This is a genomic window from Plantactinospora sp. WMMC1484 (assembly GCF_049315195.1).
In the GTDB taxonomy this organism is placed as follows: Bacteria; Actinomycetota; Actinomycetes; order Mycobacteriales; family Micromonosporaceae; genus Plantactinospora.
Map to the genome: position 1 here is coordinate 2,118,875 of NZ_CP186055.1, position 16,287 is coordinate 2,135,161.

General features: G+C 70.9%; 18 protein-coding genes and 3 tRNA genes. 17 read left to right on the forward strand and 4 right to left on the reverse strand.

Going from position 1 to position 16,287, the window contains the following annotated elements; all coding sequences use genetic code 11:
- The first annotated feature begins 191 nt into the window (after positions 1-191).
- Positions 192-1,052, forward strand: coding sequence for an alpha/beta fold hydrolase (locus ACN28C_RS09325; RefSeq protein ID WP_422773126.1), 861 nt, complete (start codon positions 192-194; stop codon positions 1,050-1,052).
- 590 nt (positions 1,053-1,642) lie between these two features.
- Here the strand turns inward: ACN28C_RS09325 and ACN28C_RS09330 are convergent.
- Positions 1,643-1,978: a glutaredoxin family protein gene (locus tag ACN28C_RS09330; RefSeq protein WP_422773127.1), complete on the reverse strand. Its 336-nt coding sequence runs from the start codon at positions 1,976-1,978 to the stop codon at positions 1,643-1,645.
- On the reverse strand, positions 1,975-2,631 hold the full coding sequence (locus ACN28C_RS09335) for a class I SAM-dependent methyltransferase (protein WP_422773128.1): 657 nt from the start codon (positions 2,629-2,631) through the stop codon (positions 1,975-1,977). Before ACN28C_RS09335 ends, ACN28C_RS09330 begins: the two co-directional genes overlap by 4 nt.
- Before the next feature lie 211 nt (positions 2,632-2,842).
- On the opposite strand from ACN28C_RS09335, the gene ACN28C_RS09340 reads away from it, so the two are divergent.
- Positions 2,843-3,001 (forward strand): hypothetical protein, encoded by a 159-nt coding sequence (locus ACN28C_RS09340; RefSeq protein ID WP_422773129.1) that lies wholly within the window; start codon positions 2,843-2,845, stop codon positions 2,999-3,001.
- Between the two features lie 85 nt (positions 3,002-3,086).
- Here ACN28C_RS09340 and ACN28C_RS09345 read toward each other — a convergent pair whose 3' ends face one another.
- Together ACN28C_RS09345 and ACN28C_RS09350 are read right to left on the reverse strand one after the other, a co-directional pair.
- Positions 3,087-3,992, reverse strand: a complete 906-nt coding sequence (locus tag ACN28C_RS09345; RefSeq protein ID WP_422773130.1) for a virginiamycin B lyase family protein — start codon at positions 3,990-3,992, stop codon at positions 3,087-3,089.
- Between the two features lie 104 nt (positions 3,993-4,096).
- A complete protein-coding gene (locus tag ACN28C_RS09350) occupies positions 4,097-5,794 on the reverse strand; it encodes an ABC-F family ATP-binding cassette domain-containing protein (RefSeq protein WP_422773131.1) in 1,698 nt (565 codons plus the stop codon).
- A 271-nt stretch (positions 5,795-6,065) separates the two neighbouring features.
- Here ACN28C_RS09350 and ACN28C_RS09355 point away from each other — a divergent pair, with 271 nt between their 5' ends.
- The 15 genes from ACN28C_RS09355 (at position 6,066) to rplL (ending at position 16,066) form a co-directional block, all read left to right on the forward strand.
- A complete protein-coding gene (locus ACN28C_RS09355) occupies positions 6,066-6,689 on the forward strand; it encodes a TetR/AcrR family transcriptional regulator (RefSeq protein ID WP_422774594.1) in 624 nt (207 codons plus the stop codon).
- Between the two features lie 297 nt (positions 6,690-6,986).
- The gene (locus ACN28C_RS09360) at positions 6,987-7,172 is read left to right on the forward strand and encodes a hypothetical protein (RefSeq protein ID WP_422773132.1); all 186 of its coding nucleotides are present in this window, start codon (positions 6,987-6,989) and stop codon (positions 7,170-7,172) included.
- Positions 7,173-7,300: 128 nt separating this feature from the next.
- Complete coding sequence (locus tag ACN28C_RS09365; protein WP_422773133.1) at positions 7,301-9,832, forward strand: putative bifunctional diguanylate cyclase/phosphodiesterase; 2,532 nt, start codon at positions 7,301-7,303, stop codon at positions 9,830-9,832.
- Positions 9,833-9,949: 117 nt separating this feature from the next.
- Positions 9,950-10,022: transfer RNA gene (locus ACN28C_RS09370), tRNA-Thr, on the forward strand.
- 25 nt (positions 10,023-10,047) lie between these two features.
- Positions 10,048-10,120: transfer RNA gene (locus tag ACN28C_RS09375), tRNA-Met, on the forward strand.
- Positions 10,121-10,252: 132 nt separating this feature from the next.
- Positions 10,253-10,420 (forward strand): 50S ribosomal protein L33, encoded by a 168-nt coding sequence (rpmG, locus tag ACN28C_RS09380; RefSeq protein ID WP_046567246.1) that lies wholly within the window; start codon positions 10,253-10,255, stop codon positions 10,418-10,420.
- A 203-nt stretch (positions 10,421-10,623) separates the two neighbouring features.
- Positions 10,624-11,070 carry an FAS1-like dehydratase domain-containing protein gene (locus ACN28C_RS09385; RefSeq protein WP_422773134.1) on the forward strand — a complete coding sequence of 149 codons (447 nt, stop codon included), beginning with the start codon at positions 10,624-10,626 and terminating at the stop codon, positions 11,068-11,070.
- 1 nt (position 11,071) lies between these two features.
- A complete protein-coding gene (locus tag ACN28C_RS09390; RefSeq protein WP_422773135.1) occupies positions 11,072-11,518 on the forward strand; it encodes a MaoC family dehydratase in 447 nt (148 codons plus the stop codon).
- 174 nt (positions 11,519-11,692) lie between these two features.
- A tRNA-Trp gene (locus tag ACN28C_RS09395) sits at positions 11,693-11,765 on the forward strand.
- Positions 11,766-12,040: 275 nt separating this feature from the next.
- Entirely contained in the window at positions 12,041-12,427 is a 387-nt protein-coding gene (gene secE, locus ACN28C_RS09400) for a preprotein translocase subunit SecE (RefSeq protein WP_421495338.1), read from the forward strand.
- A gap of 38 nt (positions 12,428-12,465) precedes the next feature.
- Positions 12,466-13,185, forward strand: coding sequence for a transcription termination/antitermination protein NusG (gene nusG / locus ACN28C_RS09405; protein ID WP_422773136.1), 720 nt, complete (start codon positions 12,466-12,468; stop codon positions 13,183-13,185).
- A gap of 191 nt (positions 13,186-13,376) precedes the next feature.
- A complete protein-coding gene (gene rplK / locus ACN28C_RS09410) occupies positions 13,377-13,808 on the forward strand; it encodes a 50S ribosomal protein L11 (protein WP_421495336.1) in 432 nt (143 codons plus the stop codon).
- A 78-nt stretch (positions 13,809-13,886) separates the two neighbouring features.
- On the forward strand, positions 13,887-14,600 hold the full coding sequence (gene rplA / locus ACN28C_RS09415; RefSeq protein WP_422773137.1) for a 50S ribosomal protein L1: 714 nt from the start codon (positions 13,887-13,889) through the stop codon (positions 14,598-14,600).
- 506 nt (positions 14,601-15,106) lie between these two features.
- A complete protein-coding gene (gene rplJ, locus ACN28C_RS09420; RefSeq protein WP_422773138.1) occupies positions 15,107-15,646 on the forward strand; it encodes a 50S ribosomal protein L10 in 540 nt (179 codons plus the stop codon).
- A 36-nt stretch (positions 15,647-15,682) separates the two neighbouring features.
- Positions 15,683-16,066, forward strand: a complete 384-nt coding sequence (rplL, locus tag ACN28C_RS09425) for a 50S ribosomal protein L7/L12 (protein WP_421497462.1) — start codon at positions 15,683-15,685, stop codon at positions 16,064-16,066.
- Positions 16,067-16,287: the final 221 nt, after the last annotated feature.

Below are 16,287 nucleotides of genomic sequence, written 5' to 3' on the forward strand. Positions count from 1 at the left end.
TGGGACGGAAACGCCGAGCATGAGGTGGGACAAGACGCCCGAGCGTGACTCTCCTGCGCGGACGGTGCTCTCTTCCCCTTCTCGTCTCCGCCTCCATCGCGACGGTCGATATGGCTGCGGGCGACCCCCGCGCTGTCACACGCTCAATGGAGCCGGTGCAGCCGCGTCCGCCCGACAGAAACGGAGAGACCATGCCATACGTGACGGTAGGGAACGAGAACTCCGCCCCCATCGACCTCTACTACGAGGACCACGGGTCGGGCCAGCCGGTCGTGTTGATCTCCGGCTACCCGTACGGAGGATCGTCCTGGGACAAGCAGTTGCGCCCGTTGCTCTCCGCCGGATACCGGACGATCACCTACGACCGGCGGGGTTTCGCCAACTCCAGCCAGCCCGCCAGCGGGTACGACTACGACACCTTCGCCGCCGACCTCGACGTGCTGATGCGCGAGCTGGACCTGCGGGACGCCGTCCTGATCGGTCACTCGATGGGGACCGGCGAAGTGATCCGCTACCTCGGCAGCTACGGCTCGGAACGGGTCAGCCGGGCGGTGGTGATGAGTCCGCTCGCGCCGTTCCTGCTCAAGACCTCGGACAACCCCGAAGGGGTGGATCAGAAGCTCTTCGACGGCTTCAAGAAGGCCGTGGTCGAGGACCGCTTCGCCTACCTGACCAGCTTCGTGACGTCGTTCTTCAACTGGGACGAGAATAAGGGTAAGCGGGTCAGCGAGGAGGCGTTCCGGGCACACTGGGACATCGGCGCCCGCGCGTCAGGCATCGCGACCCTGGACTGCATCGACGCCTGGCTCACCGACTTCCGTCCGGACCTGCCCCGCATCGACGTACCGCTGCTGATCATCCAGGGTGACAAGGACGCCGTCCTGCCCTTCCCGGCCACGGGGCAGCGGTTGGCGCCGATGGTGCCGGGCAGCCAACTCGTCGCCCTGAAGGGTGCGCCGCACGGGATCGCGTGGACCCACGCGGACGAGGTGAACAAGGCGATCATGGAGTTCATCGCCGCCAGGACGCCTGCGATGTCGCGCAACCGATGACGGCCACGCGCCACCGGAGCACCGCCCCGCCACCCGCCGACGAGGTGCCGGACCGGAGACGGACACCCGGGCCAGGGATCGACCCGGACGTCAGCGGCGGGCGAGCCGGGCCACGGTCGCGGCTCCCGGGTTGACCAGCCACTCGCCGGCCACGTGCACGGTCGGCACCGTCTCGTTGCCGTCGGCCACCGCGCCCGTACCGCCGCCGCGCCCCCGGCTTGGGCCATTTGGTGCGTGCCGTTTACGGCGTGCGGGCCGGCGGGCCTGTAACGCGTCTTGGAACGTGACTGGGCTTGTGTCGCTGCCCGGACGCTGAACCTCCACCGCCCCCTGCCCACCTCGCAGCGCCCACAATCTGGAACAGCCCTCAAGATTCTCGGTAACTTGTGGTTCGCCGCGAACCGCAGGTTACCAAGATTATGAAAATCCGCCGCAGGCAGCTCGCGCCCTGTGCCGCCCTCACCCGGGAACCGTCTTCATCCCCTGCGCCTACGCCGACAGAACCGCCCGTTAGTGCGTGCCATCTGACCCAACACCCCAGGTCACAGTCCTACCAGCCCGGAGATCAGCCAACCGTGGCCCAAGTCGGGTCAGCGGCGGGCGAGCCGGGCCACGGTCGCGGCTCCCGGGTTGACCAGCCACTCGCCGGCCACGTGCACCGTCGGCACCGTCTCGTTGCCGTCGGCCACCGCCCGTACCGCCGCCGCGGCCTCCGGATCGGTCCAGATGTTGATCTCATTGAACGCGATCCGGCGCCGCCGCAGCCCGAAGCGCAGCCGGAAGCAGTACGGGCAGCCGGGCCGGGTGTAGAGGGTGACCGGCACCTGCCCGGCAGCCGGATCGCCGCTGGTCCCCGCACCGCCGCCGGTCCCCGCACCGCCGCTGGTCCCCGCACCGCCGCTGGTCCCCGCACCGCCGCTGGTCATCGCGTCGCCTCCTCGCTCGGGCGGGTCGCCCTGCCCAGGATGTGCGGCGTGGCCGGAGTGAGCACGCCTCCGTCGGGGAACCGGAAGCGCCGCAACTCCTCCACCCGGAATCCGGCCTCGGCGATCGCGGCGGCGGTGTCACGGCCGCTGTGGCACCCTCCGCACAGCCACGGCCACACCGTCGCGTCGAGGATCCGCTGCGTCCGGCGCAGCGCACCGGGCCGCTCGGCCGCCACGTGCTCGTAGAAACGTAGCTCTCCGCCGGGGCGCAGCACCCGCCGGATCTCCGCCAGCGCGCTGGCCTGGTCCGGCACCGTGCAGAGCACCAGAGCCACCACGGCCGCATCGAACTCACCGTCTGCGCCCGGCAGGGCGTCCGCGGTCCCGTCCACCACCCTCACCGGTACGCCGGCAGCCGTCGCCGCCTCCGTCGCGGAGGCACGCAGCCGGGGCTCCGGTTCGACCGCCAGCACCTCGTCGACGGTGCCCGGATAGTGCGCGAACATCCGGCCGTTTCCGGCGCCCACCTCGATGATCCTGCCGTGCAGTCCGGCCACCACGGTCTGCCGGTGCTCCGCGACACCGGCACGGTCCATCACCACGCTCATCCGCTCGTACATCCGAGCGAAGATCGGATGCGACCTACCTGCCATTGTTTTCTCTCCTGGCGCTCGCCGGTGCCGCCGTCACCAAGCTTCGTGTCCGACGGCGTCGCGCCGCTCGCCACCAGCAACTCGCCACCAGAGCGGGCACGTCGCCACCGGCACCGGTCGGCCGGTCACTCCGGCCAGGGTAGGCCGTTTCGTCCATCGCCCGCACACCTACGGGACGGCACCGCCGGCCCGGGTGGCCTAGCGTCTCGGCATGTTCTCCACCGGTCAACTCCCCGCCCTGATACTCGCGTTGACCCTCTACCTCGCCGTCACGGTGGTGCTGTTCCTCGCCCTGTACTGGGTCGTCCGCCTGGCCGTGCGGCACGCGATCGAGGACACCGACCGCCGCCGGGCGAGCCAACGGCGCTGACCCCTGCCGCCGCGCCCACCCGGCACCGGGTAGCGGCGCGACACGCCTCCAAATGGCTGCCGGTGGTCACCGCCGACCTGCACTGTCACCCTGCGAGCCGCGCCACCGCTCCCGTCTCCAGGGCGACCCAGACCGTCCCGTCCGGACCGACCGTGATCCCGTGCGGCTCGGACGCCGGGGTCGGCAGGTCGTACTCCCGGATCGTGCCCTCCGGGCCGAGCCGCCCGACGCGGTTGGCGCCCCACTCCGTGAACCAGTAGCTGCCGTCCGTCCCGGCAGCGATGGCGTGCGGCCGGGCGGCCCGGTCCGGCAACGGCAGCTCGGTGATCTTTCCGTCCTGGGTGATCCGGCCGAGCTGCCCGGCAGCGATCTCGACGAACCAGATCGCGCCGTCGGTGCCGTCGGTACCGGCCGCGATGCCGACCGGCCCGGCTCCGGCGGTCGGCAGCGGGTGCAGCGCGATCTCACCGCCGAGGTCGAGCCGGCCGATCGCGTTCGCCTGGTTGAGGGTGAACCAGAGGGCACCGTCCGGCCCGGCGGCGATCCCCGACGGGTACGCCCCGGCCTGCGGCAGCGGGTACTCCTCGATGGCGCCGTCGGTGCCGATCCGTCCGATCCGGTCGGCGTTCATCTCGGTGAACCAGAGCGCGCCGTCGGGCCCGGCCGCGATGCCGTAGGGACCGCCCTCCCGCGACGGGACCGGATAGGAGGTGACCTGCCCCGAGGGCGTGATCCGGCCGATCCGGTGGTCCCGGAACCGGGTGAACCAGAGGGCGCCGTCCGAACCCGCCGTGATGACGGAGGGCCCACTCGCCGGATCGTCGAGTGGGAAACGCCGGATCTCCCCGTCCGGCGCCATCCGGGTGATTCCACCGGCATGCACCAGAGTGACCCAGATCGCCCCGTCCGGTCCCACAGTGATTCCGTACGGCCCGGCGGCGGAATCGGCTATCGGAAACTCCGTAACCGACGGTTGAGACGACGATGCCATGTCATTTTCCCCTTCCGAGATCTCGAATGGCGGACCGGCCGGAACGGCACCGCGCCGCGACCGAATCCGCCGCAGGGAACGCCGCAGCGGAAGCCCGTGCGGAATCAGCCGACCGGCGCACTGACCGGTTCCGGATCGAGCGATCCGGCGGTCATCGTCCGCTGCTCGCCGCGCCACCGCCCGCGCAGCCGGCGGTCGTGGCTGACCACGACCACTGCGCCCGGGTACGCCGCGAGGGCCGCCTCCAGCTCTTCGACCAGACCCGGCGACAGGTGGTTCGTCGGCTCGTCCAGCAGCAGTACGTCGGCCGGCGTGTCGACCAGCCGGGCCAGGGCGAGCCGCCGCCGCTGTCCGGTGGAGAGCTCTCCCACGGGTACGCCGAACTGCGCCCGGTCGAAGAGTCCCAGCGAGACCAACCGCTCCACGTGTTCCTCCACCGGCCCGGGACGGTCCCGCCCGAAGGCGGTGACCAACGCTTCCCCGGCCCGCTCGACGTCGACCTCCTGGGGCAGGTAACCGACCCGACCCCGCCGTAGCACCCGACCGGAGTCCGGCACGAGGTCACCGGCGAGGACCCGCAGCAGGGTGCTCTTGCCCGCGCCGTTGGCCCCGCTGACCAGCAGCCGCTCGCCGTCCCGCAGCAACAGCGTGGTCGGGCACAGCCGGCCGTCGACCGCCACCCCGTCGGCCGCCAGCAGCACTCGACCGGAGCCGTCAGCACGACCACCGGCCACCGGAGGAGCGAACCCGCCGGCCACCGGAGGAGCGAACCCGCCTGCACCCGCCACCGGAGGAGTGAAGCGGAGCGGCTCCGGCGGCGCCGGCACGGCTCGCTCCACCAGCCGGCGCAGCCGCTGCTCGGCGTTGCGTACCCGGCTGGCGACGGACTGCTGCACCCGGCCGCCGTTGCGGTCGTACGCCGCCTTGTTCCGATCCTTCATCTCCCGGCCGGGCGCGACCTGCCGGGCCGTGGTCGCCACCGCCTCCCGCAGCCGGGCGACCTCGGCCTGCCAGTCCAGGTGCGCCTGCACCCAGCGCTGCCGGGCCGCCGCCCTGGCGGCGAGGAACCCGGGGTATCCGTCGCCGTAGCGGACCAGGGTGTGCCGGTCACCGTCCACTTCGACCAGGGTGTCGGCGACCCGGTCGAGGAAGACCCGGTCGTGCGAGACCACCACCGTGCTGCCGCGCCGGCCGCGCAGGTGCTCCTCCAGCCAGGTCAGCGAGTCGTCGTCGAGATGGTTGGTGGGCTCGTCCAGCAGCAGCACCTCCGGGCCGGCGGCCAGCACCGCCGCCAGGTGCAGCCGGGACTGTTCCCCGCCGGAGAGCTCGCCGAGCCGCCGGCTTCGGTCGATCCCGGCCACGCCGAGGGCGTGCAGCGTCCGCTCGACCCGGGCGTCGGCGTCGTACCCGCCGCGCAGCTCGAAGACGGTGCTCAGGTCGCCGTACGCGGTGAGCAGCCGCTCGTCCCCGCCGCCGAGCCGCGGCTCCAGCTCCCGCAGCCGGGCCTCGATCCGGCGCAGCTCGGCCAGGGCCTCGTCGATCGCCTGCCGCACGGTCAGGTGCCCGGGCAGCGGCGCGTCCTGCCCCAGATAACCGAGGCCCCCGGTGGTGACGACGGTGACCCGGCCCTCGTCGGGTCGCTCCCGGCCGGCGAGCAGGCGGAGCAGGGTGGACTTACCGGAACCGTTCTCGCCGACGACCGCGGTGCGTTCGTCGGCGGCCAGGGCGCAACTGACCGCGTCGAGCACGGTCCGGTCGGCGTAGCGCTTGGTGACGGCGTGCAGGCTGAGCTGGGTGGGCATGGGTGCAACTCCGGGCGTCGACGGGTCGGCCGCCGTCGGTCGGGCGACGGCTCTCGGACACGGGGCGCTCAGCGGAGCATCGGAACGGACACCTGCCTCTGATCTGGCGGACGTGCCGTGCGGTCACGTCTGCGATGACCGCACGGGCCAACGACTAAGTCTACGGATGTAGCAGTAACATGCTGCCATGGCGCCACCGCGATCGACAACCAATTCCGGATCCGGCCCGATCCGCCGGCCGGGCGGGCGCAGTGCCGTGGTCCGACGCCGGGTGCTCGACGCGGTTCGGGCCCAGCTCGTCGAGTGCGGCTACGACGCGCTCGGCATCGACGCCGTCGCCGAGCGTTCCGGCGTGCACCGCACCACGGTCTACCGGCGCTGGCGCGACGTGGGTGGCCTGCTCGCCGACGTACTCGCCGAGGCCACGGCCGACGACTGGCGCCCGCCGGACACCGGCTCGCTGGAGGGGGACCTGCGCGCGCTCAACGCCGGGGTCTACGCCGCGCTGACCGAGGACCCCCCGGTCACGGCCGCGCTGATCGCGGCGTCGTTCCGGTCGGCGCCCGCGGCCGAGGCACTCCGCTCCTTCTGGGCCGACCGGTACGACCGCTGCGCCGTCGTCGTCGAGCGTGCCGTGCGGCGCGGCGAGATTCCGGCCGGAGCCGAGCCGCGTAGGTTGCTCGTTGCCGCCACCGCGCCGCTCTACCACGAACTGGTGCTGCTGCGGTCACCCGCCGACCCGCGGCTGGCCGCAGAGGCGGCCCGGGACGCCGCCGCTGCCGCTCGTGCCGGCGCCTTCGGTCCTACCACCGCCGCTCGTGCCGGCGCCTTCGGTGGCCCAATCGTCGCCGTTTCCGTCCGGAATGGTCACTGTTCAGTGGTTGAAGCGATTTAGGCAATATCTACCGACGGCGGCATTTGATGCGCCTGCCCGCGTACGTTCGGTGAGTCGCATTGAGCGCTGCGTGAATCGTGTCGGCCATTTGCCCACCAGGGGCTTGCAACCGGGCGGCGGAGTTGTACCTACCGAACGGTTAGACTTTGCCGATCGCCGGCTGGTCGCCCCTCCGATGGCTTTGCCGGTTCCCAGGACTGTGGCACCATCATGGAACATCTAGCTTTCACCTCGCCATCTCGACGGGAGCAACCAATGCCTGCATGGAGGCTGGGCCGCTACGTAGGCTCTCTTCTTGTGCTCGCCGTGCTCGCCGTCGGCGTTATCGCCGCGAGCGCGGGCATGGTCGGTTGGTCGGACCGCAGCGGTGTGGTCGCCTCCGAAACGTCCGACGAAGGCTGGTCCGACGACGGCGAGTCCGACGAAGGCGAGCAGCTTCCACCCGGGAGCGCCTTCCAGACCTTCGGCTTCGAGTGGTCGTAGCGGGATCACCTCGGTAGGCCGTGGGGATCCTCCCCGGCCAAGGAGCGGTTTCCCGGAGCCGCGGTTTCCCGGAGCCAAGGAGCAACCTCCCGGAGTTGACGAGCGATCTCCCGTAGATGGGGAGTGGTATGCCAAGGGGTTCTTCCGCGACACGTCGGTCCCCCGAGCATGCCTGGCTCGTCACCGGGCCGCTCGGAATCTTCGCCGTCGTCATGACGGTCGCGCTCGGTGTCCTCAGCAGGGAACCCGCTGGCGAGTGGGGAGTGGCCGCCCTGATCCTCGGGCTGGTCCTGCTCTCCGAGATGCCGATGCTCTACTTCGTCGTCCGGCGCCAGTCGATGTCCTTCACCATCACCGAGATCCCGCTGCTCTTCGCGCTCTTCCTGCTGCCGCCACTGACGGTCGTCCTGGTTTTCACCCTGGGTTCGTTGATCGCCCAGTTGCGCCGCCGGTTCGCCCCGCCCAAGGTCTGGTTCAACGTCGCCAAGGCGGCGGCGGCCAGCTCGCTGGCCAGCCTGGTCCTGCTGGCCCTGCCGGAGATGCGCGGGTTCGGGCCGGGGACCTGGTTCATCCTCTTCGCCGCCGTCGGCAGCCACACCCTGGTGACGCTCTTCGCCGTGGCGGCGCTGATCGCCGTGATCCACGGCAGCCCGGCCGGTTGGGAGATGATCCGCTCCTCCGGACCGGGCCTGATCACCGCGGCGATCAACGTCGCGGTGGGCCTGGTCATCATGCTCTGCATCCGGGCCACCTGGTGGTCCGCCCTGCTGCTGCTGGCGCTCGCGGCCGCCATGGCGGTCCTCTACCGGTCATACTCGCAGTTCTTCCGGCAGCACCGCACCCTGGCCGACGTCTACGAGCTGACCAAGGCGATGAGCGAGCGCGGTCAGGACGGCACGCTGGCCGACTCGCTGCTCGGCCGGGTCAGGGACATCATGCGGGCCGAGACCGCCACCCTCTGGCTGCCGGCGCAGGGCCGGCATCCGGAGGTGCTGCTGACCGCGCGGGTCGACGAGCGCGGGCTGCTCGACATCTCCCGGACCCCGGTCATCGCCCGGCAGCGGGCGGTCGACGAAGGGCGTACGGTCGCCGCCGGCGGTCGGGTGGGTGGAGACCGGGACATCCGGGAGGCGCTGCGCGACGCCGGCCTCAAGGACGTCATCGTCACACCGCTGCGCTCCGGCCAGGCGGTCATCGGCACCCTGGAGGTGGTGAACCGGCTCGGCGACATCGGCCATTTCGCCGAGGCCGACCTCCCGATCTTCGAGACGATCGCGGCGCACGCGGGGGTGGCCCTGGAGAACTCGCGGCTGGTGGACCGGCTGCGGCACGACGCGTACCACGACGGGTTGACCAACCTGCCCAACCGGCGGCGGGTGACCGGTGCGCTGGAGGAGGCGGTCCGGGTACGCGCCCCCAACGAGGTCGTCGCGCTGCTCCTCTTCGACGTGGCAGGGCTGCGCCAGGTCAACGAGTCCGTCGGGCACGCCGCCGGTGACCGGGTGCTCGTCGAGGTGGCCAACCGGCTGCGCACCTCCGCCCCCTCCGCCGCGCTGGTGGGCCGGGCCGGCAGCGACGAGTTCGTGGTGACCCTGCGGATGGAGAGCGTCGACGCGGCACTCGAGCTCGCCGCCGAGCTGCGCGAGCAGATCCGTGACCGGATGCTCTTCGAACCGCTGGTCCTCGACGTCGACACCGTCGTCGGGGTGGCGGTGCATCCGGACCACGGCGACGACCCGGCGACCCTGCTGCAACGTGCCGACCTGGCGGTGACGAGGGCCAAGACGACTCCGGAGGGCGTCCAGCTCTTCAGTCCCGGGCTGGAGTCCCGCTCGTCGCGCCGGCTCGGTCTCGCCGGGGACCTGCGGCGGGCGCTCGACCACGCCGAGGTCGAGGTCTACTACCAACCCAAGGTCGCGCTGACCGACCGGCGCTTCGTCGGGGTGGAGTGCCTGGCCCGGTGGGTGCATCCGGCACACGGCACGGTGGCCCCGGAGGACTTCGTGGCGGTGGCGGAGCACACCGGCCAGCTCTCGGAGCTGACCCGGCTGGTGCTCGGCGAGGCGCTGCGGCGCAGCCGCGACTGGACCAGCGGCGGCAACACGCTCGCGGTCTCGGTGAACATCTCCCCGCGTACCCTCGCCGACCAGCGGTTCCCGGCCCAGGTGCAGGAGATGCTCGCGGAGTACGGCGTCGCACCGGAACTGCTCACGCTGGAAATCCCGGAGTCCGGCGTGCTGGACGGCACCGACCGTGCCGTGCCCGCGCTGCGCCGGCTCCGCGACATCGGGGTACGCCTCTCCGTGGACGACTTCGGCACCGGCCACTCCTCCCTCTCCTACCTGCGCCGACTGCCCGTCAACGAGGTCAAGGTCGACCGGTCCTTCGTGCAGGGGATGGCGACCGACCCGGTGGACCTGGCGATCGTGAACGCCGTGGTGACCCTCTCCCAGCAGTTCGGCCTGGCGGTCGTCGCCGAGGGGGTGGAGAGCGAGCTGACCCTCGAACTCCTCCAGGACATCGGCTGCCAGATCGGGCAGGGCTTCCTGTTCAGCCGCCCGCTGCCGTACGAGCGCCTGGAAGCCTGGTTCGCGGCCCAGACGGAGTCCGACCTGCAGACCGGCCCGGCCGACGTACGCCGGCTGCGGGCGGTGCCCTGAGCTGCTCCGACGGCCCGGGACGGATGTCCCGGTCAGCCACCGGGGATCTGATTTCACCTCGTGCCCGCCGCCGTGTACTCTTACCCCTGCGCGCCCACCGGGAAAGATCGCGTGCGCGCCCCCTTAGCTCAGTCGGCAGAGCGTCTCCATGGTAAGGAGAAGGTCTACGGTTCGATTCCGTAAGGGGGCTCAGCGGGTTCAGCTGGACCCACCACGGCGGTGTAGCTCAGATGGCAGAGCAAGCGGCTCATAATCGCTGTGTCGCCGGTTCAAGTCCGGCCACCGCTACTCTCGGCCACCGGGCCCACCCGGAGACCGGAAACACAGGGCGCCACCGGCGCCCACTTTGCGTGTCCGCGTGGCAGGCGTCTACGCTGGTACGTCGTAGTTGAGTCCCGCTTACGAGGAAGGCGCCCCGCCGTGGCCAAGGCGACCGATGTCCGTCCCAAGATCACTTTGGCGTGTGTGGAGTGCAAGGAGCGCAACTACATCACGCGTAAGAACCGCCGCAACGACCCGGACCGCATCGAGCTGAAGAAGTTCTGCCCCCGGGACGGCAAGCACACCCTGCACCGCGAGACCCGCTGATCCGGGTCGACGCGAGTCGGACCTCCACCACGTCCCAAGACGTCGTAGATCGCCGTTCCGGCCCTCCGGTGAGCGTGCCTCGAGCCCGCCGCGCCGACGCCGGGGCGGCGATCGTGCCGTTTCCGGGCAGTCCGCGGTCCGCGGCGCACCGCCCGGTCTCCGGCGGCGGCTCCGGCTCGCACCGGCCGTGTAGGTTCGGCGGCATGTCCCTGGACCCGTCCTTCGTCGGCCGCAGTTATCCGCCGACCGCCCCCTATCAGGTAGGGCGCGAGAAGCTCCGAGAGTTCGCCACGGCGATCGGTGCCGCCGATCCGGCGTACCACGATCCGGAGGCGGCCCGGGCGCTCGGGCACAGCGACGTGGTGGCGCCGCCGACGTACCCGTTCACGATCACCATGGCGGCCAGCCGGCAGATCGTCGAGGATCCGGAACTCGGCATCGACTACAGCCGGGTGGTCCACGGCGACCAGCGGTTCCGGTACACCCGGCCGGTGGTGGCCGGCGACGAGCTGGTCTGCGTCAACACGATCGAGGAGATCGTCAGCCGGGGCGGGCACGCCTTCCTGACCACCCGCGCCGAGGTCAACACCGCCGCCGGGGAACCGGTGGTCACCGTCTGGACCAAGCTAGTCGTACGCGGAGAGGGCTGAGATGGCGGAGGCAACCGAGACGGCGGAGCGGGCCGGGACGGCGGAGCCGGCCGAGCGGGAGCTGACGCCCCGGACCTTCCGGGTCACCCGCGCGGACCTGGTCCGTTACGCCGGTGCCTCGGGCGACTTCAACCCCATCCACTGGAGCGACCGGTTCGCCACCGGAGTCGGCCTGCCCGGGGTGATCGCGCACGGCATGTTCACCATGGCGCTGGTCGGCCGGGCCGTCACCGACTGGGCCGGTGCGCCGGACGCCGTGGTCGAGTTCAGCGTCCGGTTCACCCGGCCGGTGGTGGTGCCGGACGACGACGAGGGGACCGAGATCGAGGTGAGCGCGGCCGTCCGGGGCGTACCCGAGGAGGGGTTGACCCGGCTCGACCTGACCGCCACCTGCCAGGGCGAGAAGGTGCTGGCACAGGCCCGGGCCGTGATCCGTACCCCGGCCTGAGTGGCTGCCGGCCCGCCCCCGGCGGTGCCGGCGGCGGCGCGGGTGGACCGGCCGCGACGCGCACTCCGACAGAGAGCGGTTGGGAAAGTCGTGCCTCTACCCGTACACTGGTCCGCCGTGGGGCAAGTGGCCTCTGCGAAGGCGTGCGTGCCTGAGTGGGTCCGCTGCCCGCACAGGGGTGTAGCTCAATTGGCAGAGCAGCGGTCTCCAAAACCGCAGGCTGCAGGTTCAAGTCCTGTCACCCCTGCGCCTACGGCCTGACCGGTCCCGGGATCGGCGTCGCCATCACCTGTGGCGACCGGCTCGTGTTGGTGGCATCGGCGGGGTCGAGCCGAGGTGGTGCATCCGCCCGGTTTGTCCCCGGCGGCTCCGCCGGCCGCGGGCCGTTCCGGGGGACGGTCGTCCGGGGGTTCGGTCGAGGCGGTCGGCGCCCCGGGCGGAAACCCGGGTCCGGCCGGCGTGACCAGCGCAGCGCGCGTCCACACCGACACGCGTACCAACCACCCGGCGACGGAGGGCGAAGTGGCCGAGAAGAACCGGCGCGACGAGGACGACAACGGCCGTCTCGACGACGAGATGATCGACGACGTTGTCGACGATGACGCTGACGAGGCGGACGAGCCGGTCGGTCGTGGCGGCACCGCCACCCGGGAGCGCACCAGGACCGACTCGGCGGACAGCAGGCCCAAGACCAGGACCGAGGGCCGGGTCGGAATATTCGGCCGGATCGCCCGGTTCATCCGCGAGGTCGTGGCAGAGCTGCGTAAGGTCATCTGGCCGACCCGCAAGGAGTTGCTGACCTACACCGCCGTGGTGGTCGTCTTCGTCGCCGTGGTGCTGACGATCGTGGCCGGGCTGGACTACGCCTTCGCCCGCGGCGTGCTGTGGGTCTTCGGCGGCTCCAGCTGACCACCTGCCCCACCTGATAGTGACGGAAGTGAGCGAGCGTGCCTGAGTACGACGAGACCGCCGAGACCCCGGACGAGCAGTCCGCGGTGGCGACGGCGAGCGGTAGCGAGTCGGTCGAGGCCGCCAACGAGCCGGAGTTCGGTGTCGACCAGGCGCCGGACGAGGATTACGACCCGGTGGCCGAGCTGCGGCAGAAGCTGCGCTACGCCCCCGGCGACTGGTATGTGGTCCACTCGTACGCCGGCTACGAGAACAAGGTCAAGACCAACCTGGAGACCCGGATCACCAGCCTCGACATGGAGGAGTTCATCTACCAGGTCGAGGTGCCGACCCGGGAAGAGGTCGAGGTCAAGAACGGCAAGCGCCTCCAGGTCCAGAACAAGGTCTTCCCGGGCTACATCCTGGTCCGGATGGAGCTGACCCCGGAGTCATACTCCTGCGTCCGCAACACCCCGGGGGTCACCGGCTTCGTCGGCTCCACCGACCGGGCCGACCGGCCTGCGCCGCTCTCGCTCGACGAGGTGCTCAAGTGGCTCGCCCCGGCGGTGGAGACCGAGACCAAGAAGGCGAAGCCCGAGGTCAAGGTGCTCGACTTCGAGGTCGGCGACTCGGTCACGGTGACCGACGGCGCCTTCGCGTCGCTGCCGGCCACGATCAGTGAGATCAACGCCGACCAGCAGAAGCTCAAGGTGCTGGTGTCGATCTTCGGTCGGGAGACCCCGGTCGAGCTGAACTTCAACCAGGTCGCCAAGATCTGACCGGCGCCGGCGCCGGCACCATCTCGGCGGCGGTTCCGCGCCGAGGTGTGGCGCCGGGCCTACCTCGGCGTGCCGCCCGGTCCGGCGCTGCGCTACTCTTGAACGTCGCCCGCACCGCAGGCGCGCTTGACCGTGCGCGCCCACCGGCGACGTCAGGTGCACGTTCCCCAGTTTCAAGCCCAGGAAGAGACATGCCTCCGAAGAAGAAGCTCGTCAAGACGTTCACGCTTCAGCTCCCGGCGGGCCAGGCCACCCCGGCGCCGCCGGTCGGTCCGGCGCTGGGTCAGCACGGCGTCAACATCATGGAGTTCTGCAAGTCCTACAACGCGCAGACCGAGTCGCAGCGCGGTGACATCGTGCCGGCCGAGATCAGCGTGTACGAGGACCGGACCTTCACCTTCGTGCTGAAGACCCCGCCCGCCGCCCGACTGCTGATCAAGGCCGCCGGCGTGCCGAAGGGCTCCGGCGTCCCGCAGAGCCAGAAGGTCGGCTCGGTCACCCGCGCCCAGTTGCGCGAGATCGCCGAGAAGAAGATGGCCGACCTCAACGCCAACGATCTCGACCAGGCCGAGAAGATCATCGCCGGCACCGCCCGGTCGATGGGCATCACGGTCAAGGAATAGCCCGCACCCCCGATCGACCAGTTCGTGGGAGGGCCGCGGAGCGCCGTGGCCCGACAGACACCACAGGAGTAACCAGATATGCAGCGCAGCAAGAACTACCGCAAGGCCGCCGAGGCCATCGACCGGGACAAGCTCTACACCCCGGTCGAGGCCGTACGCCTGGCCAAGGGGAGCAGCACGGTCAAGTTCGACGCCACGGTCGAGGTCGCGATGCGCCTCGGCGTCGACCCCCGGAAGGCCGACCAGATGGTCCGGGGCACGGTCAACCTGCCGCACGGCACCGGCAAGACCGCCCGGGTGATCGTCTTCGCGAGCGGCGCCAAGGCCGAGGAGGCGACCGCCGCCGGTGCGGACGTGGTCGGCACCGACGAGCTCGTGGCCCGGATCCAGGAGGGCTGGCTCGACTTCGACGCGGCGATCGCCACGCCGGACCAGATGGCCAAGATCGGCCGGATCGCGCGGATCCTGGGCCCGCGCGGTCTCATGCCGAACCCGAAGACCGGCACGGTGACGATGGACGTCAGCAAGGCCGTCTCGGACATCAAGGGCGGCAAGATCACCTTCCGGGTGGACAAGCACTCCAACCTGCACCTGATCATCGGCAAGGCCTCGTTCTCCGAGACCCAGTTGGTCGACAACTACGCCGCGGTGCTCGACGAGGTGCTCCGCTCCAAGCCGTCCGCGGCAAAGGGCAAGTACCTCAAGAAGATCACCCTCACCACCACCATGGGGCCGGGCGTTCCGGTCGACCCGAACGTGGTGAAGAACCTGCGGGAGTCCGACGCGGCCTGAGCCCCGACCGACCCGACAGTCCCGTCCGTTCGCGGGGCGCCCGTACGCCGGGCGCCCCGCGTCGGCGTTTCCGCCAGCCCACCTCCGCCGCGGGGATGTGCCGCTCGCGCGGGGCACGCCCTGCTCGGGAGCGCCGCCGCCCTGGCCGGGTACGCCTGGCTGCGCCGCCGGCGGACGTGACCCGGGACACCAGGGGTGATGTGGTTGTCACCCGCGCGGTCGCGTAGTCTTGAGGCCGGTCGTGTTCGTGCGGCCGACGTTATAACCCAGAGACCGCTGGTCACCGTGCTCCGGCACGGTCGAAGGTCCCGCTCGACGGGCGGCCCGCGCAGGGGGAGACGGTGAGCGTGCAGGTCGTGTCGCGCACATGACCTTCTTCGCCCCGTGCGCCCTGCGCCGGGGCTTTTCTCGTTGCGGTGTGAGCTTCCGATCTCCGTCCCCGGGGTTCGATCGCGCCTGCCGGCCGGTCGGCCGTGGCCAGCCTGGAGCAACGAGAGAGGAGGGACATGGCGGACAAGCCGGTTCGGGCCGACAAGGCCACCGCCGTCGCCGAGCTCACCGAGCACTTCCGCAACGCGGGAGCCACGGTGCTGACCGAGTACCGCGGGCTGACGGTCGCCCAGCTGACCCAGCTGCGCCGCTCGCTCGGTCGGGACACGACCTACGAGGTGGCGAAGAACACGCTGGCCAAGCGTGCCGCGACGGATGCTGGCATTGCCGGCCTCGACGAGCTGTTCACCGGTCCTACCGCGCTGACCTTCGTCTCCGGTGACGTGGTCGAGGCGGCGAAGGGTCTGCGGGAGTTCGCGAAGGCCAACCCGAGGCTCGTCATCAAGGGCGGCGTCTTCGAGGGCCGGGCGATCAGCGCGGACGAGGTCAACAAGCTCGCCGACCTGGAGTCCCGCGAGGTGCTGCTGGCCAAGATGGCCGGCGCGATGAAGGGCAGCCTGAGCAAGGCCGCTGCCCTGTTCCAGGCGCCGCTGGCGCAGACCGCCCGCCTGGCGGCTGCCCTGCAGGACAAGCGTGAGAAGGAGTCGCAGGGCTGAGCCCTGCCGAGGATCATTTAGAGAGGAATGCCGATCATGGCGAAGCTCAGCACCGAAGAGCTGCTCGACGCGTTCAAGGAGATGACGCTGATCGAGCTCTCCGAGTTCGTGAAGCAGTTCGAGACCACCTTCGACGTGACCGCCGCCGCGCCGGTGGCCGTCGCCGCCGGTGGCCCCGCCGCCCCGGCCGCCGAGGCCGAGCCGGAGCAGGACGAGTTCGACGTCATCCTGGAGGCCGACGGCGGCAAGAAGATCCAGGTTATCAAGGTCGTGCGCGAGCTGACCGGCCTGGGCCTGAAGGAGGCCAAGGACCTCGTCGAGGGCGCGCCGAAGGCGGTCCTGGAGAAGGCCAACAAGGAGACCGCCGACAAGGCCAAGGCCAAGCTCGAGGGTGAAGGCGCCAAGGTCACCCTCAAGTAGTCGTTCCCCGCGTCAGCCGAGTGAGCTGACGCACAGCAACGTCGTCGACGGGCGGCGATCCGGCGTCGGATCGCCGCCCGTTTCCGTCCGCTGACTGGCTGCGACCGTCGATGATCAGGGCTTTGGTGGCTCGGACGGCCCTCGTGGACCCGTCCGGGTGGCCAGCTCCGGATGGCGGGCCGGGCAAAGACGTGGCCCGACCCGGGCATCAGCCCTTGACG